The 24616-nt window shown below is 71.5% G+C and carries 25 protein-coding genes and 3 pseudogenes; 20 read left to right on the forward strand and 8 right to left on the reverse strand.

All coding sequences use genetic code 11. The annotated features are described in order from the left end of the window. Nucleotides 1-566: 566 nt before the first annotated feature. Both xrtA and F563_RS0120165 read left to right on the forward strand, forming a co-directional pair. Complete coding sequence (xrtA, locus tag F563_RS24180; RefSeq protein WP_019016499.1) at nucleotides 567-2060, forward strand: exosortase A; 1494 nt, start codon at nucleotides 567-569, stop codon at nucleotides 2058-2060. 29 nt (nucleotides 2061-2089) lie between these two features. Then, the gene (locus tag F563_RS0120165) at nucleotides 2090-2290 is read left to right on the forward strand and encodes a hypothetical protein (RefSeq protein ID WP_019016500.1); all 201 of its coding nucleotides are present in this window, start codon (nucleotides 2090-2092) and stop codon (nucleotides 2288-2290) included. A gap of 54 nt (nucleotides 2291-2344) precedes the next feature. Here F563_RS0120165 and F563_RS25935 read toward each other — a convergent pair whose 3' ends face one another. Then, nucleotides 2345-2485 (reverse strand): antitoxin MazE-like protein, encoded by a 141-nt coding sequence (locus F563_RS25935; RefSeq protein ID WP_019016501.1) that lies wholly within the window; start codon nucleotides 2483-2485, stop codon nucleotides 2345-2347. A 45-nt stretch (nucleotides 2486-2530) separates the two neighbouring features. Here F563_RS25935 and F563_RS25190 point away from each other — a divergent pair, with 45 nt between their 5' ends. The 8 genes and pseudogenes from F563_RS25190 (at nucleotide 2531) to F563_RS0120205 (ending at nucleotide 8915) form a co-directional block, all read left to right on the forward strand. Next, nucleotides 2531-2848 (forward strand): hypothetical protein, encoded by a 318-nt coding sequence (locus tag F563_RS25190; protein WP_162140606.1) that lies wholly within the window; start codon nucleotides 2531-2533, stop codon nucleotides 2846-2848. A 79-nt stretch (nucleotides 2849-2927) separates the two neighbouring features. Next, complete coding sequence (locus F563_RS25765) at nucleotides 2928-3017, forward strand: PEP-CTERM sorting domain-containing protein (protein ID WP_245557179.1); 90 nt, start codon at nucleotides 2928-2930, stop codon at nucleotides 3015-3017. A gap of 231 nt (nucleotides 3018-3248) precedes the next feature. Beyond that, nucleotides 3249-4259, forward strand: a complete 1011-nt coding sequence (locus tag F563_RS25770) for a PEP-CTERM sorting domain-containing protein (protein WP_019016504.1) — start codon at nucleotides 3249-3251, stop codon at nucleotides 4257-4259. Between the two features lie 248 nt (nucleotides 4260-4507). After that, the gene (locus F563_RS25775; protein WP_019016505.1) at nucleotides 4508-5284 is read left to right on the forward strand and encodes a PEP-CTERM sorting domain-containing protein; all 777 of its coding nucleotides are present in this window, start codon (nucleotides 4508-4510) and stop codon (nucleotides 5282-5284) included. A gap of 274 nt (nucleotides 5285-5558) precedes the next feature. Then, a complete protein-coding gene (locus tag F563_RS0120190) occupies nucleotides 5559-6266 on the forward strand; it encodes a PEP-CTERM sorting domain-containing protein (RefSeq protein WP_019016506.1) in 708 nt (235 codons plus the stop codon). A 937-nt stretch (nucleotides 6267-7203) separates the two neighbouring features. Beyond that, nucleotides 7204-7287 (forward strand): annotated as a pseudogene (locus tag F563_RS26000) (IPTL-CTERM sorting domain-containing protein); the annotation flags it as partial. 325 nt (nucleotides 7288-7612) lie between these two features. Continuing rightward, entirely contained in the window at nucleotides 7613-8281 is a 669-nt protein-coding gene (locus F563_RS0120200; protein WP_156825288.1) for a PEP-CTERM sorting domain-containing protein, read from the forward strand. A gap of 49 nt (nucleotides 8282-8330) precedes the next feature. Continuing rightward, nucleotides 8331-8915, forward strand: coding sequence for a D-sedoheptulose 7-phosphate isomerase (locus tag F563_RS0120205; RefSeq protein ID WP_019016508.1), 585 nt, complete (start codon nucleotides 8331-8333; stop codon nucleotides 8913-8915). On the opposite strand, the gene F563_RS23545 is transcribed toward F563_RS0120205, so the two are convergent. The 3 genes from F563_RS23545 to F563_RS0120220 form a co-directional block, all read right to left on the reverse strand. Then, entirely contained in the window at nucleotides 8902-9954 is a 1053-nt protein-coding gene (locus tag F563_RS23545) for a GNAT family N-acetyltransferase (RefSeq protein WP_019016509.1), read from the reverse strand. The genes F563_RS0120205 and F563_RS23545 overlap by 14 nt on opposite strands. 120 nt (nucleotides 9955-10074) lie before the next feature. Then, nucleotides 10075-10467, reverse strand: coding sequence for a hypothetical protein (locus F563_RS0120215; protein WP_019016510.1), 393 nt, complete (start codon nucleotides 10465-10467; stop codon nucleotides 10075-10077). Between the two features lie 17 nt (nucleotides 10468-10484). Further along, complete coding sequence (locus F563_RS0120220; RefSeq protein ID WP_019016511.1) at nucleotides 10485-11156, reverse strand: ParA family protein; 672 nt, start codon at nucleotides 11154-11156, stop codon at nucleotides 10485-10487. 188 nt (nucleotides 11157-11344) lie between these two features. On the opposite strand from F563_RS0120220, the gene F563_RS0120225 reads away from it, so the two are divergent. The 3 genes from F563_RS0120225 (at nucleotide 11345) to F563_RS0120235 (ending at nucleotide 14764) form a co-directional block, all read left to right on the forward strand. Further along, nucleotides 11345-12292, forward strand: coding sequence for a recombinase family protein (locus F563_RS0120225; RefSeq protein ID WP_019016512.1), 948 nt, complete (start codon nucleotides 11345-11347; stop codon nucleotides 12290-12292). Nucleotides 12293-12442: 150 nt separating this feature from the next. Then, entirely contained in the window at nucleotides 12443-14005 is a 1563-nt protein-coding gene (locus tag F563_RS0120230; RefSeq protein ID WP_019016513.1) for an oligosaccharide flippase family protein, read from the forward strand. Nucleotides 14006-14032: 27 nt separating this feature from the next. Then, nucleotides 14033-14764, forward strand: a complete 732-nt coding sequence (locus F563_RS0120235) for a YdcF family protein (protein WP_019016514.1) — start codon at nucleotides 14033-14035, stop codon at nucleotides 14762-14764. Between the two features lie 19 nt (nucleotides 14765-14783). Here F563_RS0120235 and F563_RS0120240 read toward each other — a convergent pair whose 3' ends face one another. After that, nucleotides 14784-15716, reverse strand: a complete 933-nt coding sequence (locus F563_RS0120240; RefSeq protein ID WP_019016515.1) for a replication protein RepA — start codon at nucleotides 15714-15716, stop codon at nucleotides 14784-14786. A 316-nt stretch (nucleotides 15717-16032) separates the two neighbouring features. Here F563_RS0120240 and F563_RS0120245 point away from each other — a divergent pair, with 316 nt between their 5' ends. Continuing rightward, nucleotides 16033-16983, forward strand: a complete 951-nt coding sequence (locus tag F563_RS0120245; protein ID WP_019016516.1) for an NAD-dependent epimerase/dehydratase family protein — start codon at nucleotides 16033-16035, stop codon at nucleotides 16981-16983. 42 nt (nucleotides 16984-17025) lie between these two features. On the opposite strand, the gene F563_RS24980 is transcribed toward F563_RS0120245, so the two are convergent. Together F563_RS24980 and F563_RS26025 are read right to left on the reverse strand one after the other, a co-directional pair. Next, nucleotides 17026-17199, reverse strand: coding sequence for a hypothetical protein (locus F563_RS24980; protein ID WP_019016517.1), 174 nt, complete (start codon nucleotides 17197-17199; stop codon nucleotides 17026-17028). Between the two features lie 222 nt (nucleotides 17200-17421). Continuing rightward, nucleotides 17422-17907, reverse strand: a pseudogene (locus F563_RS26025) (Npun_F0296 family exosortase-dependent surface protein); the annotation flags it as partial. 1297 nt (nucleotides 17908-19204) lie between these two features. On the opposite strand from F563_RS26025, the gene F563_RS0120260 reads away from it, so the two are divergent. The 6 genes from F563_RS0120260 (at nucleotide 19205) to F563_RS0120285 (ending at nucleotide 23378) form a co-directional block, all read left to right on the forward strand. After that, the gene (locus F563_RS0120260) at nucleotides 19205-19807 is read left to right on the forward strand and encodes a PEP-CTERM sorting domain-containing protein (protein WP_162140607.1); all 603 of its coding nucleotides are present in this window, start codon (nucleotides 19205-19207) and stop codon (nucleotides 19805-19807) included. A gap of 146 nt (nucleotides 19808-19953) precedes the next feature. Continuing rightward, nucleotides 19954-20205, forward strand: a complete 252-nt coding sequence (locus F563_RS0120265) for a type II toxin-antitoxin system Phd/YefM family antitoxin (protein ID WP_019016520.1) — start codon at nucleotides 19954-19956, stop codon at nucleotides 20203-20205. Next, nucleotides 20202-20606, forward strand: coding sequence for a type II toxin-antitoxin system VapC family toxin (locus F563_RS0120270; RefSeq protein WP_019016521.1), 405 nt, complete (start codon nucleotides 20202-20204; stop codon nucleotides 20604-20606). Before F563_RS0120265 ends, F563_RS0120270 begins: the two co-directional genes overlap by 4 nt. Then, nucleotides 20603-21652, forward strand: coding sequence for a GNAT family N-acetyltransferase (locus tag F563_RS23555; protein WP_019016522.1), 1050 nt, complete (start codon nucleotides 20603-20605; stop codon nucleotides 21650-21652). The genes F563_RS0120270 and F563_RS23555 overlap by 4 nt, the downstream gene beginning before the upstream one ends. Continuing rightward, nucleotides 21649-22803 carry a glycosyltransferase family 4 protein gene (locus tag F563_RS0120280; RefSeq protein ID WP_026299751.1) on the forward strand — a complete coding sequence of 385 codons (1155 nt, stop codon included), beginning with the start codon at nucleotides 21649-21651 and terminating at the stop codon, nucleotides 22801-22803. The genes F563_RS23555 and F563_RS0120280 overlap by 4 nt, the downstream gene beginning before the upstream one ends. Before the next feature lie 179 nt (nucleotides 22804-22982). Continuing rightward, the gene (locus tag F563_RS0120285) at nucleotides 22983-23378 is read left to right on the forward strand and encodes a helix-turn-helix domain-containing protein (protein WP_035575792.1); all 396 of its coding nucleotides are present in this window, start codon (nucleotides 22983-22985) and stop codon (nucleotides 23376-23378) included. 260 nt (nucleotides 23379-23638) lie between these two features. On the opposite strand, the pseudogene F563_RS0120290 reads toward F563_RS0120285, so the two are convergent. Further along, nucleotides 23639-24571, reverse strand: a pseudogene (locus F563_RS0120290) (IS481 family transposase); the annotation flags it as partial. Between the last annotated feature and the right edge of the window lie 45 nt (nucleotides 24572-24616).

Consider the following 24616-nt stretch of genomic DNA (forward strand, 5'->3'; position numbering starts at 1 on the left):
GTCGACCTGCACCGGCACGAGCTGGCCGCCGATCTCGGCGAGCAGGGTCTGGCCGGGCCGCAGGGCGCCGGCCAGGAATGTCTGGCCGAACGTCGCGATACCACCTTCGAGAGAAAGAACGCCCGAGTTCTGGAACACGATCGACGTGATCGGCGCGGACATCAGCCACTCCCCGTTGTTCTGGCAACCACGGCGCGAGAACGCGGCGACCAAGCCCTCTATTCCCGGAGGGTGTCAAGCTGCACCGCTACCGCCACAAAAATTCCATAATTACCCCTTCAACGCGAGATAGTATCCGAAACGGAGTCTCGAAAAATTATACGCCAGCTTGCCTCGTTTCCTTCCGCCAGTTGCTTCCGATCCCGGACAGGACATGACCCTTGTCTGTCTGAATTGTCTTGCTCCTGCATCGACGACCTTCGCCGACCGGGTGTCCGCGGCAGCGCCCCGGCGCCGGCTGCCCCGATACGGGCCCAGCTTCATCGTGTTTTGACCTGGCACGCCCATTCTGCGACACGCTCGGTCAGGATCGAGACGCCGCCTCCACCGCCGCGGAGACGCACCCCATGAACGCGATCGGCCAAACGGTCGCCCCGCCCCCCGCCGCGACCGAATCCGCGCCTGCGCCCGCGGACTGGCGGCCGACCGCGCTCGCGCTGCTGCTCGGCCTCGCCGCGCTGCTCGCGGTGTTCTGGGACGAGGCGGCCGCCGCCGTCCGGGTCTGGGAGACCTCCACCGCCTACAACCATTGCTGGCTGATCGCGCCGATCGCCGCCTGGCTCGCCTGGCAGCGCCGCCACCGCCTGGCCGAGATCGCGCCCCGCCCCGAGCCCGCGCTCGCCCTGCTCGCGATCCCCCCTGCCCTCGCCTGGCTGGTGGCGGAGCGGCTCGGCATCATGGAGGGCCGCCAGCTCACCGCCTGGGCGCTGATCCAGGTCTTCGTGCTCGCCGTGATCGGCTGGCGCGCCGCCCTCGCGATGGCGATCCCGCTCGCCTACACGATCTTCCTCGTCCCGTTCGGCGGCTTCACCGTGCCGTATCTGCAGCTGATCACGCTGCGCTTCATCGAGGTCGGGCTGACGCTGTGGGGCATCTCGCACTACGTCGAGGGGATGCTGATCGAGACCCCGGCGGGGCTGTTCCACGTCGCCGAGGCCTGCGCGGGGCTCCGTTTCGCGATCGCCGCCCTCGCCTTCGGCGCGCTCTATGCCGCGACCATGTTCAAGAGCCCGGGCCGCCGGCTGATCGTGATGGCGCTCGCCATCATCGTGCCGATCATCGCCAACGGCATCCGCGCGCTTGGCATCGTCATCGCCGCCGAGTACCTGGGCAGCGCCGAGGCGGCGGCGGCCGACCACATCATCTATGGCTGGGGCTTCTTCTCGGTCGTGCTGCTGCTGCTGATCCTGGCCGGGCTGCCGTTCCGCGAGGACCGGCCCGAGAAGCCGGGGGAGGGCTGGTGGCGCCGGCTCGCCCGGCCCGGCGGTCCGGCGCGGCCGGGGATGCTGGCCGGCGCGGCGGTGCTGGGGGTGGCGCTTGCCGCCGCGGCGCCCGTGGCGGCGGCCACCTTGCAGGCCGAGGGCGCGCGCCCCCCCGACGAGCCGGCCCCGCGCCTCGCCCTGCCGGCCGGCTGCACCGCGACCGCCTGCGGCGAGTTCGTGCTCACCGCCCGCGTGCTGGTGTTCCCTCGGGAGGCGACCTGGAACGAGGTCGCCGGGGCGCGGCGGCGGATCGCCCAGGAGCATGACCAGGATCTCGGCTTCACCGTGCCGATCGCCGGCGGCGGGGCGTGGCAGGTGCGCCAGCAGGGCGCGGCACGCAGGCTGGTCGCCACCGCCTCGTTCCTCGACGGGCGCGCGGTCGGCGACGGGCTGCGCAGCCGGGCCGAACAGGCGGCGAACAGCCTCGCCGGCGGGCGCGGCCACCCGGTGGTGGTGGCGGTGGAGCTGCGCGTGCCGGAGGACATGGCGGTGGCGCAGGGGCGCAGCGCGTTGCAGACGCTGCTCGAGGCGCAGACGGAGGGGTTGGCGGCCCAGGCGGCGGCGCTGTCGCGGCGCTGATCGCCCGGCGCGGTGCCAGGGTTCACCGGATGACCGCCCCGTCCGCCGATCTCGTGCTGGAGGTCCGCGCCATCCGCGCCGATCTGGCCGAGCTGCGCCAGGACATCGCCGAGGCGCGCCGGCGTCTCGGCCATCTGGAGGCGCAGTACGCGACCATCTCCGGCCGGCTCGACCGGATGGCGGGGGGTATCGGCCGCATCCGCGACCGGCTCGGGCTGATCGACGTCTGACGCCCGCGCCCCTGTCGGAAAACGTTACGCGCGTTCAGCCGACGCCCAGCACCGTCACGGCGCACCGGGCTCGTCGTCGAACATCGAGACCCGTTCGAGGAACTCCATGGTGTCGTCGAAGCCCGGTCGGGCATCGACCCGCCGCGCCTGGCGTCGCGCCTCGGCGGCGAAGCCGGGGGCCCGGGTGTCGGGCACCCGGATCCGGGCCGGTCTCAACCCACGCGCGCGCAGGGCGGCGCGGTGGGCGGCGGCGCCCCGATACTGACAGCAGCCAACGCCTGCCAGTACATTGTCCCGGCCGATCCATCGACGATCGCGCACGAGGCTACCGTCAACGCGAACGCCTTCTTCACCTTCAACGACTGGCAGTTCAACCCGGGCAACGGCAAGCTCGATCTGGATCCGGCCCAGTCGTCGGGCACGTGGAGCATCGTCGGTGTGAACTTCACCGCCTTACGACTACATCCTCGTGTTCAAGGGCGGGGCCGGAACCAGCCTGAGCGCGTTCAAGTTGAGCGAACTCTATTCATCGGGTGGGTCGAACACGCCGTTCTCTGATCCGCCGTTCGATCTGCCCGGTGCGAGCACGTCGGCGGACGTTTCGCACTTCAGCATCTCCCGGCGCTCGACCGGTGACGTGGTGATCCCTGCGCCCGCGTCGCTCGCGCTGCTCGGCATGGGCCTGCTCGGCCTCGGCTGGGCCGCGCGCCGCAGCCGCGCGCTCTGACACGCTGACCAGGGGACGGGCGGCTCCGGCCGCCCGCCGCAGGGCCCGGAGGGCAAGCTCCCAGCCCTTTCGCATGTGCGGCGACGCCGCACCGGCGTGTCGGAATTCTTTACAGGCGACCTGACCGGGCGGCAGCCATCGCGACAACCCCTTGGAATCCTGAATTATTGTGGCTCTGGCATGATATTTGCCCGTCAGATTCGCAACGGAGAGCCGAAGGGGAGATCGCAGATGCTAGACCTGGATGCGCTGAATCGCCTGACCCGCCCGCTGTCGCGCCTCGCCATGGCGTCGGCGGTGGCGATCGGGCTCGCCGCCCTGCCGCGCGCCGAGGCGGCCACCATCGTCGCGCCGTTCGACGCCAACTATACGCTGACCAGCTTCGGCCAGCCGGGTGGCGTGCCGGGCCCACTCGGTGGCATCACCTTCCTGAACAACAACACGCTGCTGGTCGGCGGCAACGCAAACAACAGCTCGGGCGCGATCTACAGCGTCGGCGTGAACCGCGATCCGGTGACGCAGCTGATCACTGGTTTCTCCGGCCCCGCCAGCTTCTATGCCTCCGCACCGAACATCGATGGCGGTCTCGCCTTCGGTCCCGGCGGAGTGCTGTTCTACACCGCCTATCCGATCAACCAGATCGGCCAGATCCTGCCGGGCGGCGTCGCGCCGGCCCGAACCGATACCATGCCTGGTGCGTTCAACTCGGTCGGCACGCTGCAGTTCGTCCCGGCCGGTTACCCCGGCGCGGGCAACATGGTCGTCGGCAGCTACAACCAGAACAACTGGGGTGTGGCCACGCTGACCCCGGACGGGGCCGGTACCTACGACATCAGCGGGCTCACGGCGCTGACCAACACGCCCGGCGGGCCGGAAGGCATCGTCTATGTGCCGCCGGGCAGCCCGGATTTCGGCCCCAACACCGCGCTCGTCTCGCTCTGGGGCATCGGGCGGGTGGATGCCTGCGGGATCGACGGCAACGGCCTTCCGGTCGGCGCCACCTGCACCACCTTCATCAGCGGCCTGTCCGGTGCCGAGGGCGCGGTGATCGATCCGGTGACCGGCGCCTTCCTGTTCTCGACCTTCGGTGGCGGCGACCAGGTCCTGATGGTGAGCGGCTTCGCGGCCCCTCCACCGCCGCCCCCGCCGCCGACCGATGTGCCCGAGCCCGCCAGCCTCGCGATGCTCGGCATGGGCCTGCTCGGCCTCGGCTGGGCCGCGCGCCGCCGCAAGCCCGCCTGAACACCACTTCCAGGGGAACGGGCCGCCCTGCGGCCCGACGCAAGGGCCGGGAGGGTGACCTCCCGGCCCTTGGCGTTCGCGGGTCCGGTCGTACCAGGACCGCTCCGTTTGCCCGTCGAGATTCTTTACACCGCCCTCAGTCAACGCCGCGGACCGGCCGGCAACCCTTCGACGTCCCACGATCCGCGCCGCATGGCCCAGGTCTTGCTGGACGGTGATCCACCATTCCAGACGCCGGGAGAGACCGCATGTCCGCTCGCCACCTGCTCGCCGCCGCCGGCGCCGCCGCGCTGATCGCCGCCGCCGCGCCGGCCCAGGCCGCGCTCAGCCAGCTCAACGCCAACTGGTACACGCTGTCGGCCAACCACATCGACGCGAATGTCAGCATCCCCGGCTTCACCACCGGCCTGGTCCAGAACACGCTCGGCCCCGATGGCATGCCGGTGCGCTCGGCCGCCTCCACCGGCTTCCCGCTGAGCTCGTCCAACCACATCCTGGACGTGGACGCGAACAACCAGATCCTGTGGTGGACGCCGGGCAACCGTACCGCTTCCCGCCTCGCTGGGCCGGTGAACTACTCGGTCTCGATCGACCCCTTCTACTCTTCGCCGGTGGCGATCCCGTTCAACCAGCCCTCGAACCTGTTCCCGGGCGGTGGGCCGAGCAACGCCAACGGCTTCCTCGCGCTGCACATGTTCGGCACCTTCGAGGCGCCGGCCGGCGGCCAGATCACCATCACGATGGGCGCGGACGACGACGCCTGGGTGTTCATCAACGGCCAGCTGGTGGTGGATCTCGGCGGGGTGAAGGCGCTGACGCCGGCGCCGGTGACCATCTCCGGCCTCGCCGCCGGGACGAACCGGATCGACGTGTTCTTCACCGACCGCAACGTCGTCCAGTCCGGCCTGGTGTTCAGCGCCGACGTGGTGTTCAACCCGATCGACGTGCCCGAGCCCGCCAGCCTCGCGCTGCTCGGCATGGGCCTGCTCGGCCTCGGCGCACTCGCTCGCCGCCGCCGCGCCTGACACGCTGACCAGGGGACGGGCCGCGAGGCGGCCCGGGGACGGGGCCGGGGGTTTCCCCCGGCCCTTTCCGTCCGCAGCCCCTCGGCCGACCTTAATGATGTCCTCTTTCTGTCCGTTATATCATCTTTGCTTGTCGGACTTTTTTTACAGCCCCTCTGCCGGCCGGCCACCGGCATAACGCAACCCCTTGACTTGCCGACGATCGCGTTCGTTGGCATTCCGTATGCATCTCCCTCTCCGATGCCCGGTGTCGGGCGCGAGAGGGGACAGAAACATGAAGAAGCTTCTTCTGGCGGGCGTGGCAGCAGCGGCGACGGCCTTCGCCGCGCCGAGCGCCGAGGCGGCCTTCATCGGACAATCGCCGCTCGGCGGCGGGCAGACGAACAACGTGTTCGGCTCCCCTCCGGGCGCCGCCGTTGAGGGCTGGTATGGCGCCAACCTGTATCTGATCGCCGCCGGGCCGGTCACCGCGACGATCGAGTACCTCGGCCGCGAGGCTGGGTTCACCAATTCCTTCACCATCACCAGCTCTGCCGGGTCGGTCTCGACCGGCAATGTCGCTGGCGGCAACTCGGGCGCGTCTACGGTGTTCGGCGGCAGCTTCGCCCCGGTCAACCTGGGCAATCTGAATCTGGATCCTGGCCTGCTCAACTTCGTGTTCAACGTGATCACCACTGGGCAGAGCGTTACCAACGGCTTCAATGACTACATCGCAGGCGTGCCGAACTTCTTCATCAGCCTGAGCAACAATGCCAACTCGTGGGATCAGACCGTCAACGGCTCGACCCCGGGCAGCGGTACGGTGGCGCTGATCGCGCTCGATGACAGCGGCGCCGGACCCGACGACAACCACGACGACCTGGTGATCCGGATCACGCTGCAGGGCGGCACCTTCACTGTGCCCGAGCCCGCCTCGCTGGCGCTGCTCGGCATGGGCCTGCTCGGCCTCGGCTTCGCCGCGCGCCGCCGCAAGGCCGCCTGACACGACCTCCAGGGGACGGGCCGCCCTGCGGCCCGAGGACGGGGCCGGGGAGAACCCCCGGCCCTTTCCGTTTGCCGGGCACCTGTCGGAAAACTTTGCAGCCCCGCAGGCTGGCCGGCCGTGGACTCCGCGGTTGCCGGCGCCCCGGCGCGACCGGCCGTGTCGGGAAACTTTACACATCGCACACCCCCCATGCGGTGGCGTGCGGCAGGCCATTGAATTAACTGCCTTTCATCTTTTGGCACCCTCCTTGCTTTCCCTCCGCCGGCCACCCCGGGCGGGCCTCTTGTCCCGCCGGAACCACGAGAGGGGAGACATCATGAAGACCATTCTTCTTGCAGGCGCTGCCGCGGCGGGGCTGACCTTCGGGATCGCCGGCGTCCAGGCGGCGACGATCACGGCGGTCATCGTCAACGACCCGACCCTGGCCAACGTGCCCTTCACCCTCGAGAATCTCGGCTCGGGCGGCGCCCCCGGCGCGGTCGACCTGAACAATTCGTTCATCACCAGCACCGGTGCCATCGTCAGCTACACCGGATTGTCGGGCATCTACAGCGGCGACGTCAGCGGCATCACCCGCTCGCCGATCCGCGATGCCGGCGGCAACGCCACCGACGTGCACTACCTGAACGCGCGCGCGAACAGCGGCTCCATCCAGATCGACATGCCGATCAACGCGACCGCGTTCAACATGCTCTGGGGCTCGGTCGACGGCGCCCCGCCGGCCGACTGGAACCTGCTGACCTTCACCTTCATGGGCGCGGGCAATATCGTCTACACCATCACGGGCGACGACATCATCGCCGCGGCCGGCGGCGCGCCGCCGGTGTTGCCCGGCACCAGCAACATCGCCGTGACCATCACCGACCTGCCGTTCTTCGACATGATCCTGGTCACCGCCACGCAGAACGCGTTCGAGTTCCTGCCCGGCGTGCCGGTGCCCGAGCCCGCCTCCATGGCGCTGCTCGGCGCGGGCCTGCTCGGCCTCGGCTTCGCGGCTCGGCGCCGCAAGCCCGCCTGAGCGGCGGATCACAGCCACGGGTCGCCCAGGGGCGATCCGCACAAGGGCCGGGGATCGCTCCCCGGCCCTTTTTCGTTGCCGCTGCATCCATCGGCTGCATGTCGGTTTTCTTTACACGCAGCGCAGACGATACCATGTCGCATTGATAGTGCTATGTCTTGAAAAGATTTCCTTCGTTGGCATGAAGCTGGCATGGCTACGCCCGGAACGTGTGGGGAGGATCGACCGCACACGCCGGACAAGAGATTCGTTGACCATGCGTGACCGTCATTCCCGCCGCCGAGCTCTGGCCGCCCTGCCGCCCGCCGCGGTCCTGCTGGCAAGCATGCTGCTGTCCCAGACCCCGGCCACCGGCGGTCCGCCGCCCGCGCCCTGGCTGATGGTCCGTGACATCGCCGCGCTTCCCATGGCGCCCGCCAGCCTGACCCTGCCTTATGTCCGGGTGCCGAGCCGGCCGCGTCCGATCGAGGCCGCGGACCCGCCCACCCCCTCGCCCGCGACGCCGGAGCCGACCACGGAGGGCGCGCCCACCTTCAGCGAGGCGATACTGCCGTCCGCACCGCCCTTCGCCGACCATGGCGAGACCGCGAAGCCCTGGGACTGGCCGCCGCTGCGGCCCGTCGCCCTCCCCCGCCACGCTTCGCATGGCGGCCCTGGCGGCGGTTTCGCACCGGACGGCGGTTTCTCCCCTGGCGGCAGTTTCGCCCCGGGCGGCAGCCGCTTCGGCAGCGACGCGCCCGGTGGCACGGGAGGCGGCGGACCGCCCCCTGCCCCGCCGGTCGAGCTGGCCGACATCAACCCTCCGGCGCCACTGCCCGACCCCGGCCCGCCACCCCCCCTCACCTCTCTCGACCTGCCGGAGCCGCCGCCGCAGGCCGACGCGCCGGCATTGCCGGTGACGCCCGCGACAGTGCCGGAACCGGCGAGTCTGGCGCTGCTGGGGCTCGGGCTGCTCGGCCTCGCGGCGACGCGGCGGGCACGCCGCCGCCATTGACGCCGCCCCGCCCCCGCGCGACAGACGGCGGGTGCGGCAGGACGATACGATGACCGATCAGACCCGGGTGGCCGCCTCCCTGCGCGAGACGGCACGCGTCGTCGACGCGATGGCCGCCGATCCCGCCCTCTGCGCCGCCGCCGCCGAGGCGGCCGGGTTGGTGGCAAGCAGCCTGCGCCAGGGCGGCAGGCTGCTGCTCTGCGGCAATGGCGGCAGCGCCGCCGACGCCCAGCACTGGGCGGGCGAGCTGGTCGGACGGTTCCTGCGCGACCGGCCCGGTCTCGCCGCGATCGCGCTCACCGCCGACGGGGCGATCCTGACCGCACTCGGCAACGATTACGGCTATGCGCGCGTGTTCGCCCGCCAGATCGAGGCCCTGGGTCGGCCGGGAGACGTGCTGTTCGCGCTCTCCACCTCCGGCCGGTCGGCCAACATCCTCGCCGCCCTCGAGGCCGCGCGCGCCGGCGGGCTCGCCACCGTCGGCTTCACCGGGGCCGAGGGGGGAGCGATGGCGCCGCTCTGCGACCTCCTGCTCTGCGTGCCGAGCCGGGCGACGCCGCGCATCCAGGAGGGCCACGAGGCGCTCGGCCACATCATCTGCGGCCTGATCGAGGACGCGCTCAGCCCCCCTTAAGCGCGCGCGCGAGCCGCGCAACGAGGCCGCGCCACGACCAGGTGGGCACCTGCTCGGTCCAGACGAGGTCACGGCTGCCGGTGGCGAGGCTCGACTTGTAGCGCGCCTCGCCGGCGAGGAAGTCATAGACCGCGTCGCCGCGCGCCGCCGCCTGGCCGATCGCCAGCAGATGCGCCACCAGCCCCGGCTTGCGCTGCGCGTCCGCCGCCTCGGCCGCGAAACCGCTCTGATAGGCGCAGACATGGCCGTCGCGGCGCAGGTTGTAGAGATAGCCGAGCACGCGATCGCCCGCGGTCAGGCGCAGCAGGTCGAGCTCGCCCTGCGCCATCGCGCGCGCCACGAGCGCCGCGTGGAACCGGCGCATGAAGGGGTCGGCGAAGGCGCCCGGCCGGCCGCGCGCCTGCCAGCTTCGCTGATGCAGCCCGATCAGCGCCTCGAGCCAGGCCGCCGCCTCGGCCGCGCTGCCGGCCGCGGCCAGTTCGACAGGGCCGGCCTCGGCGAAGCGCCGGAGCGACCGGCGCACCTGCTGGCGGGTATTGGCGCTGAGATGCGCGAGCGGATCGCCGGCCTCGCGCACGACCTCCAGGGCGACGAACGGCGCCGGGCTCGTCCGCCGCCGCCATGCCACGCCCGGCGCCGCGGCCGCGACCGCCGGGGCGACGCCCGAGAGCACGAGGGCGTGCGTGCCCGGCACACGCGCGGCCGCCGCCAGCAGCGTGCCGAGTGCCCCAGCCTGATCGGGCCGCAGCAGCGGCGCGTTGTGCTCGATATAGGGGGCATCGAGCCTCCCCTCCCCGCTCTCGGCGAGCGCGAGCCGGCCCTGGCGGCGGTTGAACAGCGCGAGCCCGACCAGCCGGCCGCCCGCCTCGGCGCGCAGCAGCACCGGGTCGGGGTAGCGTTCCTCGGCAAGACAACCGACCCAGGTCCAGCTGCGGAACGGCGCGACCGGCGCGGCCTCGGCCTCGAGCGCGCGCCACTCGGTCGCGAGTCGTTCGAAGGAGACGACCGGCGCGGCGGTGACGGTCACCGCGCCGTTCACGGCAGGGCGCTCTGCCGGGAGGCTGGCGGGCCGCCCGCATTCCGTCTTTCCGTTTCTCCTGCTTTCCGGATTTCCCGTTTTCCTGTTTTCCGGTTTTTCGTCTTTCCGTGTCGCAGGCGGCTAGCGCGGGCGCCGCCGCTCGTCCGTGATGTCCTCGTCGCGCACCTCAACCCCGGCAAGCCGCAGCGCGAACAGCACCTGGTTGCGGATCGTCACCCCGCTCTCGGCGTAGCGCCGGCGCAGCTGGCGCAGCACGTAGTCCGGCACCTTGGTCGAGAGCGCGACCTCGGGCGCGGTGCGGCGCGAGCCGCGCGGGCCGATCAGCCCCGGCGCGGTCTCGGCGTTGATCGCACGCACCCGCCCCGCCGCCACCGCCTCACGGATCATCTCCGGCCGCTCGAGCGTCTGGGCAAGCGCGAAACGCGGATCCTCGGGCGCGACGCGCGCGGGCCGCGGCGCGGGCGTCTCGACGCTCGGGACCTGCAGCTCGGGTCGTCGCGGTGTCTGCGCCATCCCTTCCCTCCTTCCGCTCACGCCGCCGCCGACGCCTCGCTCCGCGCGAGCAACGCCATCAGCTCGTCGAAGATCGCCGCGACGTTCTGCGCGGCGTGGCTGTCGCGGTCATGCAGCACCGGCACCCACTTGGCATAGCTCATCTCGCGCCAGACCGTGCGGTCGCCGAAGCTGGCCGCCAGCACTTCCGCACCCGCGTTCTCATAGGCCTCGCGCACGAACGACTCCACGCGCGGGCGCACCGCGCTCGCCGAGGTGCGCACCATCAGCACCGCGCGCGCGATCGGCCGGCGCGCCACCAGCTCGGCCTCCTCGACCTGACGCCAGGTCTCGATGCCGCCGCGGAAATCGTCCTCGCCCATCTGTGACGGCACGACGACGAGATCCGAGAGCGCGAGCGCCACCTGGGTGTCGTTCGTCGCCGCCCCCATCAGATCGATCACCACGTTGTCGTGGCGCGCGGCGAGGTCGCGCACGAGCGCGCTGACGCGCTGATCGCCGCCCGGCACCGCGACCTCGACGTCGCGCAGTTCGGGGATCTGGGCGAAGAAACGCCCGAGCGGTCGGTTCGGATCGAGATCGAGGGCGGCGATCGGCAGGCCGCGCGCGACGAACTCGGCCACCAGGCACTTCGCCAGGGTGGTCTTGCCGCTGCCGCCCTTGATCTGGGCGAAGGTGATGATCGCCATCGCGCGTCGTCCGGGTTGCCTGTGTTCCGGAAAGCAGGAAAGCCGAGAAGCCCGTGAGCAGGCAAGCCCTTTTTCCGCATTTCGGGATTTCCGGATGACAGGCGACGCGCATCACGGGATCGCGGCCTTCACATTGGGGGGCGTGTCCAAACGGTGGTTTAGAACGTGCTTCCTCGTTATGAACGGCCATGGCCCTGATCGGCTACGCCCGTGTCTCGACCGCGGACCAGGACCTCGCCGCGCAGCGCGCGGCACTCGCCGCCGCCGGTTGCTCCCTGATCGTCGAGGAGACCGCCTCCGGCGCCGATGCGGGCCGGCCCGCGCTCGCCCGCCTGCTCGCCCGCATCGCTCCGGGCGACACGCTCGTCGTGGTCCGCCTGGACCGGCTGGCGCGCTCGCTCACCCATCTGCTCGCCGTGATCGCCCGGCTGCGCAGCCGTTCGGCCGCGCTGCGCTCGCTCGGCGACCCGATCGACACCTCGGGCCCCTCGGGCCTGTTGGTGCTGCAGATCCTCGGCGCCGTCGCCGAGTTCGAGCGCGCGCTGATCCGCGAGCGCACCCGTGCCGGACTGGCGGCCGCCCGGGGGCGGGGCAGGGCAGGGGGGCATCCGGGGCTGCGCGCGCGTGACCCCCGCGCGATCGCCGCGCTCGCCGAGGCGCGCGCCCGCGCCCGGCTCGCCCGCATCCTGGCCGAGGCCGAGGCCTGGATCGGCCATGTCCGCCGGCTGCGCCCCGCCACGCCCTGGCCGGAGCTTGCCCGCGTGGTCAACGCGGCCGCCCCGCCCGGCCGGGCACCGCTGAGCGGGGCCGCGCTCGCCCGCCGCGCGCGCCTGCTCGCCCGCGAGGGCCTGCTCGATCCCGCGCTCCTCCGCCCCGCCCCGACCAGGCCTGGCCGCCGGCAGAGCCGGCCGGCGCACGCCGTCGAGCTGGCCGCCGCCTATCTGCGCGGCCGGCCCGACGCCACCCTCGCCGAGCTCGGCACGGCGCTGCTGCGGCTCAAGCTCCACCCGCCGCGCGGCGGCGAGGCCTGGGCGCCCTCGTCGCTGAAAGGACTGCTGGACCGCGCGCGCGCCCTGGGGCTAATCACCGCCGGTGCGCCGGCGGACGGCCGGGCACAGGACGGGTCCCCCGGCTGACCCACCCGGGCCCTGCGCCACAGGCCGGTTCACGCACCGGTGACCTCCGCCCGGCAGACTGTCCGCATGCGACCGATCCCGAGCCCAGACCGCCCTCCCGGATGCGCCACCGGCGCGGCCGGCCGCTCCCGCCACTGACACGCCGAGCCCGTGCGCGAGATCTCGCCCAGCCCCGAGCCTGCCGAGGCCGCGATCCTTCAGCGCACCGCCCGCGGTGCGGCACTCATGGTCGGCTGGCGGATGGTCAATCGCGGCCTCGGCCTGATCAGCACGCTGATCCTGGTGCGGCTGCTGACGCCGGACGATTTCGGCCTGATGTCGCTTGCCGCCGCGGTCACGGCCACGCTCAACAGCGCCTCCACCCTCGGCATCTACAACCAGATCATCCGCAGCCGTACCGTCACGCGCGAGTCCTACGACACCGGCTTCACCCTGAGCGTGCTGCGCGGGCTGCTGATCGGGGCGATGGTGTTCGCCATCGCCGGTCCGGCCGCGTCCTGGTTCGACGACCCGCGGGTGCGGCCGATCCTTCAGATCATCGCCGTGATCCCGATCATGGAGGGCATGTACAGTATCGGTCTCGTCGAATATCGCCGAAAACTGATGCTGGAAAAGGATTTCATTCATCTGAGCGCGACACGGCTGTTTCAGATCGTCACCACGATAACCGCCGCATTCATTCTCCGCGACTACACGGCACTGATGATCGGACTCACCGCGAGCCGGCTGTTCGCGCTGATCCTGAGCTATCTCATGCACCCCTACCGGCCTCGGCTCTCGCTCAGGGCCTGGCGGGAGTTCCTCAGCGTCTCGTTCTGGGCCTGGCTGGTCAGCGTGGCGAATATCGTGCGCGAGCGGGCCGATACCTTCGTCATCGGCCGCCTGCTCGGGGTGGAATCGGTCGGACTCTACGCGGTCGCCGAGGAGATCGCGACGCTCGCGATCACCGAACTCGTCAGCCCCCTCGCCAATGCCTGCATGCCGGGCTTCGCCGCGCTGCTGCGCTCGTCGGATCCGGGGGCCGCGGCGGCGGCACTGCGACGCATCTCCGCCATCGTGATCCTGGTGGCCGCGCCGGCCGGGTTCGGCCTGTCGCTGGTGGCGCAGCCGCTCGTGACCGCTGGTCTCGGCGCACGATGGCTCGAGGCCGCGCCGCTGATCGCGGTGATGGGGGTCGCCTTCGTGCCGAGCGGGCTCGGGCTGATCGGCTACGCCCTGATGACGGCCCAGGCCGCCTTCGTGCAGCTGTTCATCATCGTCGCCCTGACCGGTGCGGCCCGGGTGGCGGGGCTGCTGACGGTGGGCAGCCGCTATGGCCTGCTCGGCATCGCCGCGGTCGCCGGCACGGTCGTGGCGGTTGAGCAGACGGTGCTGACCTGGGTGGCCGCGCGCCGGGTCCGGCTTGCCGTCAGCACCGTGCTCAGGGTGGCCTGGCGACCGCTGTTCGCGGCCTGTGCGATGGCCGTGCTGCTCTGGAGCCTGGACCTCGGCTGGACCGCGGCTCCACCCGCCACCACGACCAAGGCTCTCGCCATGCTCGCCGTCGCCGTGCCGCTGGGGGCGGCCATCTTCGCCGCCGTGCTCGCCCTCTGCTGGTGGTTCAGCGGCCGGCCGCGCGGTGCCGAGACCGACCTGTTCGAGCTGATGCAGCGGAGCCTCGGGGCCGTGCTGCGCCGGCTCGGGCTGCGGCGCGTGGGCGGCGTCGCGTCATGACCGCGACAGCCTGAGCGGCGCGGGAGGATGTCCGCCCAGGGCGCGCTCACCGTGCTCGTGCTGCCGCCGCTCGGGCTCGTGCTGGCCGCGCTCGCGCTCGCCCTGCTGGGGGCGCGCGGCCGGCGGGGCGCGGCGGCGATGGCGGCGGGCGCGCTCGGGCTGCTGCTGGTGCTGGCGACCCCCTACGTCGCCGGCCAGTTGCGCCGTTCGCTCGAACCATCCGCGCCGGCCGTCACCGCTCCGCCCGGCGCGATCATCGTCCTCGGCGGCGACGGCGTGCTCGATCGCGGCCGGCTCGAGCTCGGAGCGCTGACGCTGGAGCGGGTCCGGGCCGCGGCCCGGCTTGCGCGCAGCCACGGCCTGCCGATCCTGGTCACCGCCGGGCCGGTCTCGCCGCGGGTCGCGACCCCGCTCGCCGAGGCGATGGCGCAGAGCCTGCGCGAGGATTTCGACCTTGCCGTGCCCTGGATGGAGACAACCGCCCGCGACACGGCCGAGAACGCCCGGGCGAGTGCCGCGCTGCTGCGCGCGGAGGGGATCGAGGCGGCCTACCTCGTGACTCATGCCTGGCACCTGCCGCGCGCGCTCGAAGCCTTCGCTCGCACGGGCTTCGCCGTGATTCCCGCCCCGGTGCGGCTGGAGGACCCGCCGGCCGGGACCCTGTCGGACTGGGTGCCGAACCCGCGCGCCGCCCTCGAGACCTGGTACGTGCTGCGGGAATGGGCGGGGATCCTGGTCTATCGCCTGCGCGACGGATAGGCGTCAGTAGAGTCCCAACTCAGGCCAGACCAAGCCGGCGCGCCTCGGGCCGCGGCACCGCAGGCGGAGAGGGGTGCAGCACCACGCCCTCGCGGTCCGTCTCGACCTTCGCCTCCGGGTAGACCGCAAGCGCGAGCGACAGCGCCTCGGTGAAGGTGGGCTTGATCTGGCGCACGAGGCGGAACCCGGCGCCGAACTGGCCGTGGATCGCGCTCCAGCTCACCGGCATCGGCTTGGCGAGCGCATGCAGCCGGTAGGCGAGCCAGATATAGACATCGATCGCCAGGCTGCGGTTGCTGATCGCCTTGATCGCTTCCTCGCGCACGGGCACCGGGTGTTCGCGCAGCGAGCGCCAGAAGCCCTCGTCGAGCCGCACCTTGTCCTGCCAGAGTGCCGGCTGGTTCTCGTCGTCCACCACCCCGGCGAAGGAGATCGCATCCTGCACGAAGGCGCCGTTGTGGCGGGCCTCGGCGCCGTTCTCGCGGGCGAAGAAGAAGGTCAGCCGGCAGGCCGAGATGCGCCGCGCCTGCTCGGTCACGAGCTGGTAGGTGCGTCCGCCCGTGGTGAGCGACATCCGCCCCATCCAGGCCTTCATCGACCGGCCGAGCTCGACCTCGGGCGAGCCCGTGCGCACCGCCTCGGTCTGCAGGTAGAGCAGGATCAGACGGGCGAAGGAGCCGTAGGGGACGCCCACGAACTGGCCCTTGCGGTCGCGTCCGGACTCCACCAGCAGCGTGGTGCGGTGGCCCTCGCGCCGCCACAGCACGTCCTCGATGCGCTTGTGCGGCAGCGAGGTCATGGCGAAGCCGGCATGGGTGATGCCGAGCCGGTTCTCCTCCTCGGCCATCACCATGGCGGCGGCCTCGATCGCCTGCCGGTCGGCCTTGCTGGCGGCGAGTGCCCTGGCCCCGTCCAGGCCGTGCTCGCGGATCAGCCGATGCACATCACCCATGGGGCGGGATAACGCCCCAGCTCGTTCCCTGAATGCAAGGTGGACTCTGCTGACGCAGGCTAATAGCAAGGTATTAGAAGGGTGTTATTTGATTCGTCAGTAAAGTCCTCTGGATAACCGCGAGTCGCGTCAGCAGGGTCCCAAACCGCGTCAGCAGAGTCCCTGGGATATTTCGGAGACGCTGTGGATAACTGCGGCAGTCCGGGGCGTCAGCAGAGTCCCAACCCGGCAGCCCGCGATCCGAGTCGTCGACCGGTTCCACGCTCGGCGTTTCACGTGCACTCTGCCATCGCCCCCTTCCAGTGTCGCGGATCCCATGCCCCTCCACCTCGTCACCGGCGGCTGCGGCTTCATCGGCTCGCACCTGACGGCTGCCCTGATCGCGCGCGGCGCGACCGTGCGCGTGCTCGACGACCTCTCCACCGGCTCCCGCGCCAATCTCGCCCCCGGCGCCGAGCTGGTGGTGGGCGATGTCGCCGATCCGGCCACGGTGCGGGCGGCGATGGCGGGGGTGGACGGGGTGTTCCACCTCGCCGCGATCGCCTCGGTGCAGCGCTGCACCGAGGACTGGCTGGGCGCGCACCGGGTGAACCTGGGCGGCACGATCGCGGTGCTCGACGCCGCGCGCGAAGGGCGGGGGAGGGCGCCCGTGCCGGTCGTCTATGCGTCCTCGGCCGCGGTCTATGGCGAGGTTGCGCGCCTGCCGATCACCGAGGAGGCGCCCTGCCGCCCGCTCTCGGCCTATGGCGCGGACAAGCTCGGCTCGGAACTGCACGCGCGCGTCGCCGGCGCGGTGCACGGGGTGCCGACGATCGGCTTCCGCTTCTTCAACGTGTTCGGGCCGCGCCAGGACCCGCGCTCGCCCTATTCGGGGGTGATCTCGATCTTCTGCGACCGCTTCGCGCGCGGCGAGGGGGTGGAGATCTACGGCGATGGCGGGCAGACGCGCGACTTCATCGCGGTTGCCGACATCGTCGCCGGGCTGCTCGCGGGGCTGGAGGCGGCCTCGACCGAGGCTCCGGTGCTGAACCTCTGCACCGGCCGGGCGACCTCGGTGCTCGAGCTCGCGCGCGCGATCGCCGGCCTGTGCGGGGTGACGCCGGCGATCACGCATCGCCCGCCGCGCGCGGGCGAGATCCGCCACTCGGTCGGCGCGGCGGAGGCGGCACGGCAGATGCTGGGGCTCGGCGCGCCGACGCCGCTGGCCGAGGGGCTCGCGGCGGTGGTGGCCTGGTTGCGCGCGGGGCGGCCGGGCCTCGCGGAGTAGGCTGATCCGGAAATCGGGGAATCTGGAAAGCGGGAGCGGCGCTCAGCCGATCAGCCAAGTGACGCCGAGGCCGATCAGTCCCCAGAGCGAGAGCGAGACCGTGCCGATCACCGCCACTGCGGCGGGCCAGGAGAGGCGGTCGGGCAGGCCGGACTCGGTGTCGGCGGCCAGGATCGCGGCCCGCCCCTGACGCCTCTCCGATCCGCGTCCCGTCATCTCATGCCTCCGCCCGTCGTCCGTATCCCCGGTCATTGTCATGGTCCGCGCTCCCGTCACGGATCGACTCCGCAACTGGTGCAGGATGGCGCCGCCGCCAATCACACCACCGTAAGCTGTGCGCATCCTCTGTGGCAACGCCAAGGCGAGGCGCGCACGAAGAAGGGGCGGCCCTGGGGGCCGCCCCTTCCTGCACAACGCCGGAGTGTATCGTGGCGGGCGTCAGCCGCGCCGACGGCGCGCGGCGAAGCCGAGGCCGAGCAGGCCCATGCCGAGCAGCGCCAGCGAGGCGGGCTCCGGGACGGGCACGGTCGGGTTGAAGGCGATGTTGTCGAACTCGAAGGCGAACTGCGACGAGGTCGCCACCACCCGGTCGAAGCCGACGGTCGAGGTGATGTTGACGTAGAGCGTGCCGTTCACGCCCTGATCGCCGTTCGGGCTGGCGACGACGTCGCTGCCGGTGATCTGCCCGACCAGGGTGGCGCCGTCGTAGAAGCTCAGCGTGTTGTAGTTGTCCACCGAGCCCCACAGCAGGCCGAAATACTTCTGCAGGCCCGGCAGCAGGATCTCCACCGCCGCGCCCGCCGTCGCTCCGGTCGAGCCCGAGGTGATGTAGGTGGTCGCGTCGACCCCGTTCGGCTGGTTGGTGCCGATCGGATTGCCGAACCCGGTGCCGTTGCCGCCCGACAGGAAAGGGGCAGCATACTGGCCGGAGAGGCTGCCCTGCACGGCCTGGGCGTTCGGCGTGAAGGTGATCGTGACGCCGCTCTGCGGCGAGAGCCCGCCGGCGGTGCCGAGCGTCAGCCAGTCGAGGTTGTCGAGCGTGACGCCGGTCGGCGCACCGCCGACCGAGCCGCTGACCGACAGCGCCGCCTGGGCGGCGCCGGCGCCGACGAAGGTCAGCACCGCCGTGGCCAGCAACGCATTCCTGAAGGTCTTCATGGGTCGATCCGATTCCTGCTGAGCGAAGAGGTGTTCGCGCCAGGAACCCAGCACACGCCATGCCAGACAGCCAAATCCTCGTGTTCTGGCCTATTGAGCAGAGCACAACGCCAAATTGTAAAGTTTTCCGACACTCTTCTCGCCATTCGTGCCGTCCCTCCGGTTCCACTTTCCAATCCCTCGGTGGTACGACCGGCAGGGTCTTCGGCCCCCCGGCGCGCGCGGCGATTGTAAAGTTTTCCGACATGCCGGCAGATCGGTCGGGAACACGGCGATGTTGGTTGTGCCCGGAGCCACCGGCGGGGCGCCACCCGCGGCAGAGATGATCTGGCTGCCCCTGATGGTCTCGACCACGTTGCCGGCGCCGAGGAACGCAAAGCGCGGCAGGTTGTAGTTGAGCGGGTTGTCGGCGTCGACCGAGCCCCGGAGCCAGATTGAAGGCGGTGAACGTGCCCGGCATGACCAAGTCGCCATACCCGCTGTTGGCACGCGTTCAGGTCGTGGAGATCGCTCGACTTGCCGTCGGTGTTGCCGGTGAAGTTCACCGTGATGTCCGAACCGGCAGGAACCCGCTGGCCGTGCCGGCATTCCCTGCGGCGCCGCCGGCCGCGGACGTCTTGTGCGGCCGACGCCTTGTCGGCGGATTTTACAGTCCGGTGTCGGGGCGGGCCGGAACGGCCGCAAGACACTGGAATTCCAATACTGGCATGGCCGTTGCTGCGCCCGGGCTCCGGCGGCGCAAGGCCGCCGGAGCCCGGCTCTCGGGCGTTCTCCGGGGTGGTCGGGGGGCTACCCCGTGACGAGGCAGCGGTCCCGCGAGGGGCCGCTGCTGTCTGTTCACCGCGGCGCTGCGGCGCGGCGATCCGGCACAACCGCGCGGCCGCCACCGGAACGATGTCCCCCCCTCCGACGTGTGTCAGGAAATCTTACACCGCACGCATCCGCAATCTGGGCGTGCGGCAGATGTCTTGGATTACTTGACTTGGCCCGGCGGTTGCAAAAGCGTCCACCACCGGCTGAATGCTGAGATCGCCGGCCGAGCCGACAGGAGTTCTCGATGCGCATGATCCGTTCCGTTGCCCTCGCCGGGGCCCTCGTCGCCGCCACCGCCGCCTCCGCCGTCGCCGCGACCATCACCGGGTCGATCGGCATGGCGTTCCAGTTCCAGGCGAAGAACGCCGCCGGCGTGAACGTGCCCTTCACCCAGGCGGTCGGGATCGACTTCGTCGGCCTGAACGCCGGCCCGGTCAGCAGTGCGAACACCGGGATCTTCCTGGTCACCGGCTCCACCGGCGACCTCGCCGCGATCCCGATCGCCTCGCTCGGCACGATCCACGATCTGCCCTTCGCCGCGTTCTCGCCGATCGCCAACTTCTTCACCGTCGGCGGGCTCAGCTTCGATCTCGACCAGCTCTGGATCACCACCCAGACCGACAACACCCTCGGCCTGATGGGCCGGGGCATGCTGAAGCTCGCCGGCTTCGACGACACCGCCGGCACCTGGGCCTTCAGCGGCAACACCGCGGGCGGGGCGCTCACCGGCACGTTCAGCTGGAGCGCCGATGCCGCCCCCGTCCCTGAGCCCGCCGGCCTGGCCCTGTTCGGCCTGGCCCTGCTGGGGCTCGGGCTGGCGTGGCGGACGCGCGCGAGCGCCGCTCACGCCTGATCGCCCCCGCAGGGGAGGCGAGGCGGGGCCGGGCCTCGGGGGGGCGCCCGGCCCCGCTGATTCAGGGGCGGGCCGTTCCGCGGCCGGCCTGTCCTCTTGCCGCGCGCCATGCCATATCTGACCGGTCAGAATGACAGGTTGAACCCATGCGCGAGATCCAGGCGACCGAGGCCAAGACCCACCTTGCCCAGCTGCTCAGCGCCGTCGAGCGCGGCGAGAGCTTCGCCATCACCCGCCATGGCCGGCCGATCGCCCATCTTGTTCCCGCCACCGCCGGCGCGCGTGCCGCCGCCCGCGACGCGGTCGCGCGCTTCCGCGCCCGGCGCGCCCGCTGGGGCAGGACCGGGGTCTCGCTCGAGGACATCCTCGCCGCCCGCCATCAGGGGCACCGCGCGTGAACCCGCTCGTCGTCGACGCCTCGGTCGGGGCGACCTGGCTGCTCGACGACGAGACCGATGCCCGCGCCGAGGTGGCTCTCGCCCTGCTGGAACAGGTCCCGGGCGTGGTGCCGCAGCTCTGGCACTTCGAGATGCGCAACATCCTGCTGGTCGCTTGGCGGCGCGGGCGCATTTCCGACCAGGGCCTCGCCGAGCGCGTCGCGGCCCTGGCCGAGCTGCCGCTCAGCACCGATGCCGCGCCGGATCTCGCTGCCGCGCTCGACCTCGCCGCGCGCCATGGTCTGTCCTTCTACGACGGGCTTTATCTGGAGACGGCGCGCCGGCTTGGGGCGACGCTCGCAAGCCTGGATCAGGCCCTGGTGCGGGCCGCCAGGGCCGAGGGGCTGGCGGTCCCGGAGTGAGCGAAACCCGCTTCGAACCCCTGCCGCGCGCCGGCCTGCCTGATTGGGCTGAGCCGTTGCTCGACCCCGCCGCCTTCTGGTCCGGGCGGATCTGGTACGACACCACGCTCGCCCACGCCCTGCCGGCCGATGCTGAACCGCTCGCCGCGCGCTGCGGGGCCGTCGCCGTGCCGCTGCTCCGCATCGGTGGGTCGCTCCACAGCCTGACCACGCCCTACACCCAGGACTGGCGCCCGCTCGCCCCGCCGGGCCTCGACGATGCCGGCTGGGGCGACGCCGGCGCCGCGTTCGGGGCCCTGTTGCGGCTGCGCCCGCCCGTGATCCTGGAGGCGATCGACCCCGCCGGCGCCTGGCTCGGCCCTTTCCTCGTCGGGCTGCGCAGGGCGGGCATCCGGGCGGCACGCTTCGATCATGTCGGGGTCTGGCGCGAGACCCTGCCGGACGGGCAGGGCTGGGAGGACTACCTGCTCGGCTGCCCCTCCGCGCTCCGCCACACGGTCGCGCGCAAGGGGAAACGGGCCGCGCGGGAGACGCGATTCGCGTTGATCACCGCCCCCGGTCAGGACCTCGAGTCGGGGATCGGCGCCTTCCACGCGGTGCGCGCCGGCTCCTGGAAGCCCGCCGAGCCCTTTCCGGACTTCGACGCGGCGCTGATGCGCGCGGCCGCTTCCGCCGGCGCGCTGCGACTCGGCGTGCTCTCCCGGGTCGCCGACGGCGCGCCGGTCGCCGCCCAGTACTGGATTCTCGACCAGGGCGGCGCGCGCGCCACCGTGCCCAAGCTGTTCCATCTCGAAACCGAGCGCGCGGCCTCGCCCGGCACGGTGCTGACCGCCATGATGGTGCGCCATCTCATCACGGAGGACCGGGTGCGCACGCTCGACTTCGGCCGGGGCGACGACGCCTACAAGGCGCACTGGGTCTCGGACCGGGTGCAGCTGATCGGGCTGGTGCTGGCCGATCCGCGCCATCCGGCCGGGCTCGCCGCCCTCGCGCGCCAGGCCGCCGGCGCGCTTGCCCGCCGGCTGCGGCGTGCGCTCGGCCGATGAGGATCCTCTACAGCCACCGCATCCAGTCGCGTGACGGCCAGGGGGTGCATCTCGACGCCCTGGTCGCGGCGCTGCGCGCCGAGGGCCACGAGGTGCGCGTGGTCGGCCCGTCCGCCTACGACCAGGCGGAGCTCGGCGGCGAGAGCCGGCTGGTCGCGCTGATCCGCCGCCTGCTGCCGCGCTTCGCGGTGGAGCTGCTGGAGCTCGCCTACAGCCTGCCCGCCTTCCTCAAGCTCGACCGGGCGGCGCGGGAGTTCGCGCCCGATGCCCTCTACGAGCGCTACAACCTGTTCTACCTCGCCGGCGCCCTGGTGGCGCGGCGGCGGAACCTGCCGTTCCTGGTCGAGGTGAACGCGCCGCTCGCCGAGGAGCGCGCCCGGTTCGGCGGGCTCGCGCTCCAGGGGCTCGCCCGCTGGTCCGAACGCTTCGTCTGGCGTCGCGCGGATCGGGTGCTGCCCGTCACCGCCGTGCTGGGCGGCCACGTCACGGCCGCCGGCGTGCCGGCGGAGCGGATCGTCGTGATCCCGAACGGCATCGACCTCGACGACTTCCCCGACAGCCTCGCCGCGCGCCAGTCGGGCGCGGAGGCAGGGGAACTGGTGCTCGGCTTCGTCGGCTTCGTGCGCGACTGGCACGGGCTCGATGCCGTGGTGCGCGGCATCGCCGGCTGGGACGGGCCGGCGCGGCTGAAGCTGCGCGTGGTGGGCGAGGGGCCGGCCCGACCAGGGCTCGAACGCCTCGCCGCCGAGCTCGGCATCACGGGGCAGGTGGAGTTCACGGGACTGGCGAAGCGCGAGGCGATCCCCGGCCTCGTCGCCGGGTTCGACATCGCGCTCCAGCCGGCCGTGGTGCCCTACGCCTCGCCCCTGAAGGTGTTCGAGTACATGGCGGCTGGCCGGGCGATCGTGGCCCCCGACCAGCCCAATATCCGCGAGGTGCTGGAGGACGGGCGCACCGCGATCCTGTTTGACGTGAAACAGTCGGGCGCGCTCTGGCAGGCGATCCGACGCCTCGCCGCCGACCCGAAGCTCCGCGCCCGCCTCGGGCAGGCGGCGCGGGCGGAGGTGATCGGCCGCGAGCGCACCTGGGCGGGCAATGCGCGACGGGTCGCAGGTCTTGCCGAGGCCTGCCTTCGCGGCAGTGGCCGATGAGGGCGGCGAAGGAGTCTGCGCCGAGCTGCGCCGGGAGCTCTCTGCCGGCCGGCCTGTGCCGCCTAGAGTCAATTTCTGACGGGTGGAATCGGCGTGTGGATTCCGGCGCGGGGCTGATCTGTGATTCGTGGGTCTCTGGCGATGAGCTGTGGGTCTCTGGCGATGAGCTGGAGGCTGCGATGGGTTGGCGTCGAGGTCAGGCCTATGGGCCGGAGCTTCGAGGGCGGGTGCTGGCGGCCTGCGACGGCGGGGCGAGCGTGCGCGAGGTGGCGGAACGACTGATGGTCAGCCCGTCCTATGTCGTGAAGGTGCGGCAGCGCAGGGCCGACACGGGCGAGACGGTGGCGCGGCGCGGCACGGGTCGGCCGCCGTCGAAGATGGCGGCGTATCGTGAGCTGCTGCGCGAGCGCGTGGCCGCGCTGCCGGATGCGACGCTCAGCGAACTGCGCGGTTGGCTGCTGGCGGAGCGCGGCGTTGCGGTGTCGCCGGTGACGATCTGGCGGGCGCTGGCCGGGCTTAGGCTGACGCTGAAAAAAAGTCGGTCCGCGCCGCCGAGCAGGACCGCCCGGACGTAGCCGCTGCCCGGGCTGCCTAGCGCGAGATGCAGCCCAGCCTCGATCCCGAGCGCCTAGTCTTCATCGACGAGACCTGGGCGAGCACGAACATGGCCCGCCGCATAGCACGCGGGCCGCGCGGCGCGCACGTCGTCGCGGGGATCCCGTATGGTCACTGGAAGACCTCGACCTTCGTGACGGGCCTCAGGCCCGATGGCATCGTCGCGCCCGTCGTGCTGGATGGCGCGATCAACGGCATGAGCTTCCGCGCCTATGTCGATGTTTAGTCCCGGCATTTGATGGTGCGGATTTGCCGTGAAGGGTTGCGGGTCGTCTGCCCATGCTTTGCAGACGAATTCGTAAGGCGTGAGGCCCCGGAGGCGCTTGAGACGTCGGCCGAAATTGTAGGCGGCGACGAAGTCGTCGAGGTGTCGTCGGAGCTGATCGTGGCTGTCATATTGGAAGCGCTTGACGGTGGCGTCCTTGATGGTGCGGTTCATTCGCTCGACCTGGCCGTTGGTCCAGGGGTGGTTGATCTTGGTGAAGCGGTGCTCGATCCCGTGTTCGCGGCAGCGCATGGCGAACATGTGGGTCATGTAGCGGGCCGTTGGCCCATTGGCGTAGCGGGGCGCGAAGCGGAACTGGATGCCGTTGTCGGTGAGCACCGTGTGGATCCTGTAGGGGACGGCGGCGACGAGGGCTTCGAGGAAGGCGGATGCGGTGACGCGCGTTGCGCTCTCGACCAACTGAGCGAAGGCGAACTTGCTGGTGCGATCGATGGCTACGAAGAGGTAGAGCTTTCCTTCGGCGGTCTGCACCTCGGCAATGTCAATGTGAAAGAAGCCGATCGGATACGCGTTGAACGCTTTCTTGGTGGCCTTGTCGCCCTCGACCTCGGGCAGTCGGGAGATCCCGTGGCGCTGCAGGCAGCGGTGCAGCGAGGATCGGGTCAGCTGCGGGATGGTCGCCTGCAAGGCGTAGAGGCAGTCGTCCAGCGGCAGCAGCGTGTGACGGCGGAATGCTACGATGATGGCTTCCTGCTCTGCGGACAGGGTGGTTGAGCGCGGCGTCTTCGGGCCGGTGGGTTGGTCGGCCACGGAGGAGCGCTTGCGCCACTTGGCAATCGTCTTCGGGTTGACGCCGAAGCGCCGAGCCAGGTCCCTCAGGTGTAGAAGTTTCGATTTGGCCGGACGGTAGGTATGATCGGCGGGGATGGAGGCCGGGGCGCGGAGCCATAGGCGAAGCGCAGCGCCCCGGCC

Source organism: Elioraea tepidiphila DSM 17972, from assembly GCF_000378465.1.
Taxonomy (GTDB): Bacteria; Pseudomonadota; Alphaproteobacteria; order Acetobacterales; family Acetobacteraceae; genus Elioraea; species Elioraea tepidiphila.

What these genes read in the sequence shown, in the direction of transcription:
- xrtA (WP_019016499.1), top strand. Translation starts at nt 567, where the DNA reads ATGAACGCGATCGGCCAAACGGTCGCCCCGCCCCCCGCCGCGACCGAA.
- F563_RS0120165 (WP_019016500.1), top strand. Translation starts at nt 2,090, where the DNA reads ATGACCGCCCCGTCCGCCGATCTCGTGCTGGAGGTCCGCGCCATCCGC.
- F563_RS25770 (WP_019016504.1), top strand. Translation starts at nt 3,249, where the DNA reads ATGCTAGACCTGGATGCGCTGAATCGCCTGACCCGCCCGCTGTCGCGC.
- F563_RS25775 (WP_019016505.1), top strand. Translation starts at nt 4,508, where the DNA reads ATGTCCGCTCGCCACCTGCTCGCCGCCGCCGGCGCCGCCGCGCTGATC.
- F563_RS0120190 (WP_019016506.1), top strand. Translation starts at nt 5,559, where the DNA reads ATGAAGAAGCTTCTTCTGGCGGGCGTGGCAGCAGCGGCGACGGCCTTC.
- F563_RS0120200 (WP_156825288.1), top strand. Translation starts at nt 7,613, where the DNA reads ATGCTGCTGTCCCAGACCCCGGCCACCGGCGGTCCGCCGCCCGCGCCC.
- F563_RS0120205 (WP_019016508.1), top strand. Translation starts at nt 8,331, where the DNA reads ATGACCGATCAGACCCGGGTGGCCGCCTCCCTGCGCGAGACGGCACGC.
- F563_RS0120215 (WP_019016510.1), bottom strand. Translation starts at nt 10,467, where the DNA reads ATGGCGCAGACACCGCGACGACCCGAGCTGCAGGTCCCGAGCGTCGAG.
- F563_RS0120220 (WP_019016511.1), bottom strand. Translation starts at nt 11,156, where the DNA reads ATGGCGATCATCACCTTCGCCCAGATCAAGGGCGGCAGCGGCAAGACC.
- F563_RS0120225 (WP_019016512.1), top strand. Translation starts at nt 11,345, where the DNA reads ATGGCCCTGATCGGCTACGCCCGTGTCTCGACCGCGGACCAGGACCTC.
- F563_RS0120235 (WP_019016514.1), top strand. Translation starts at nt 14,033, where the DNA reads ATGTCCGCCCAGGGCGCGCTCACCGTGCTCGTGCTGCCGCCGCTCGGG.
- F563_RS0120240 (WP_019016515.1), bottom strand. Translation starts at nt 15,716, where the DNA reads ATGGGTGATGTGCATCGGCTGATCCGCGAGCACGGCCTGGACGGGGCC.
- F563_RS0120245 (WP_019016516.1), top strand. Translation starts at nt 16,033, where the DNA reads ATGCCCCTCCACCTCGTCACCGGCGGCTGCGGCTTCATCGGCTCGCAC.
- F563_RS24980 (WP_019016517.1), bottom strand. Translation starts at nt 17,199, where the DNA reads ATGACGGGACGCGGATCGGAGAGGCGTCAGGGGCGGGCCGCGATCCTG.
- F563_RS0120260 (WP_162140607.1), top strand. Translation starts at nt 19,205, where the DNA reads ATGATCCGTTCCGTTGCCCTCGCCGGGGCCCTCGTCGCCGCCACCGCC.
- F563_RS0120265 (WP_019016520.1), top strand. Translation starts at nt 19,954, where the DNA reads ATGCGCGAGATCCAGGCGACCGAGGCCAAGACCCACCTTGCCCAGCTG.
- F563_RS0120280 (WP_026299751.1), top strand. Translation starts at nt 21,649, where the DNA reads ATGAGGATCCTCTACAGCCACCGCATCCAGTCGCGTGACGGCCAGGGG.
- F563_RS0120285 (WP_035575792.1), top strand. Translation starts at nt 22,983, where the DNA reads ATGGGTTGGCGTCGAGGTCAGGCCTATGGGCCGGAGCTTCGAGGGCGG.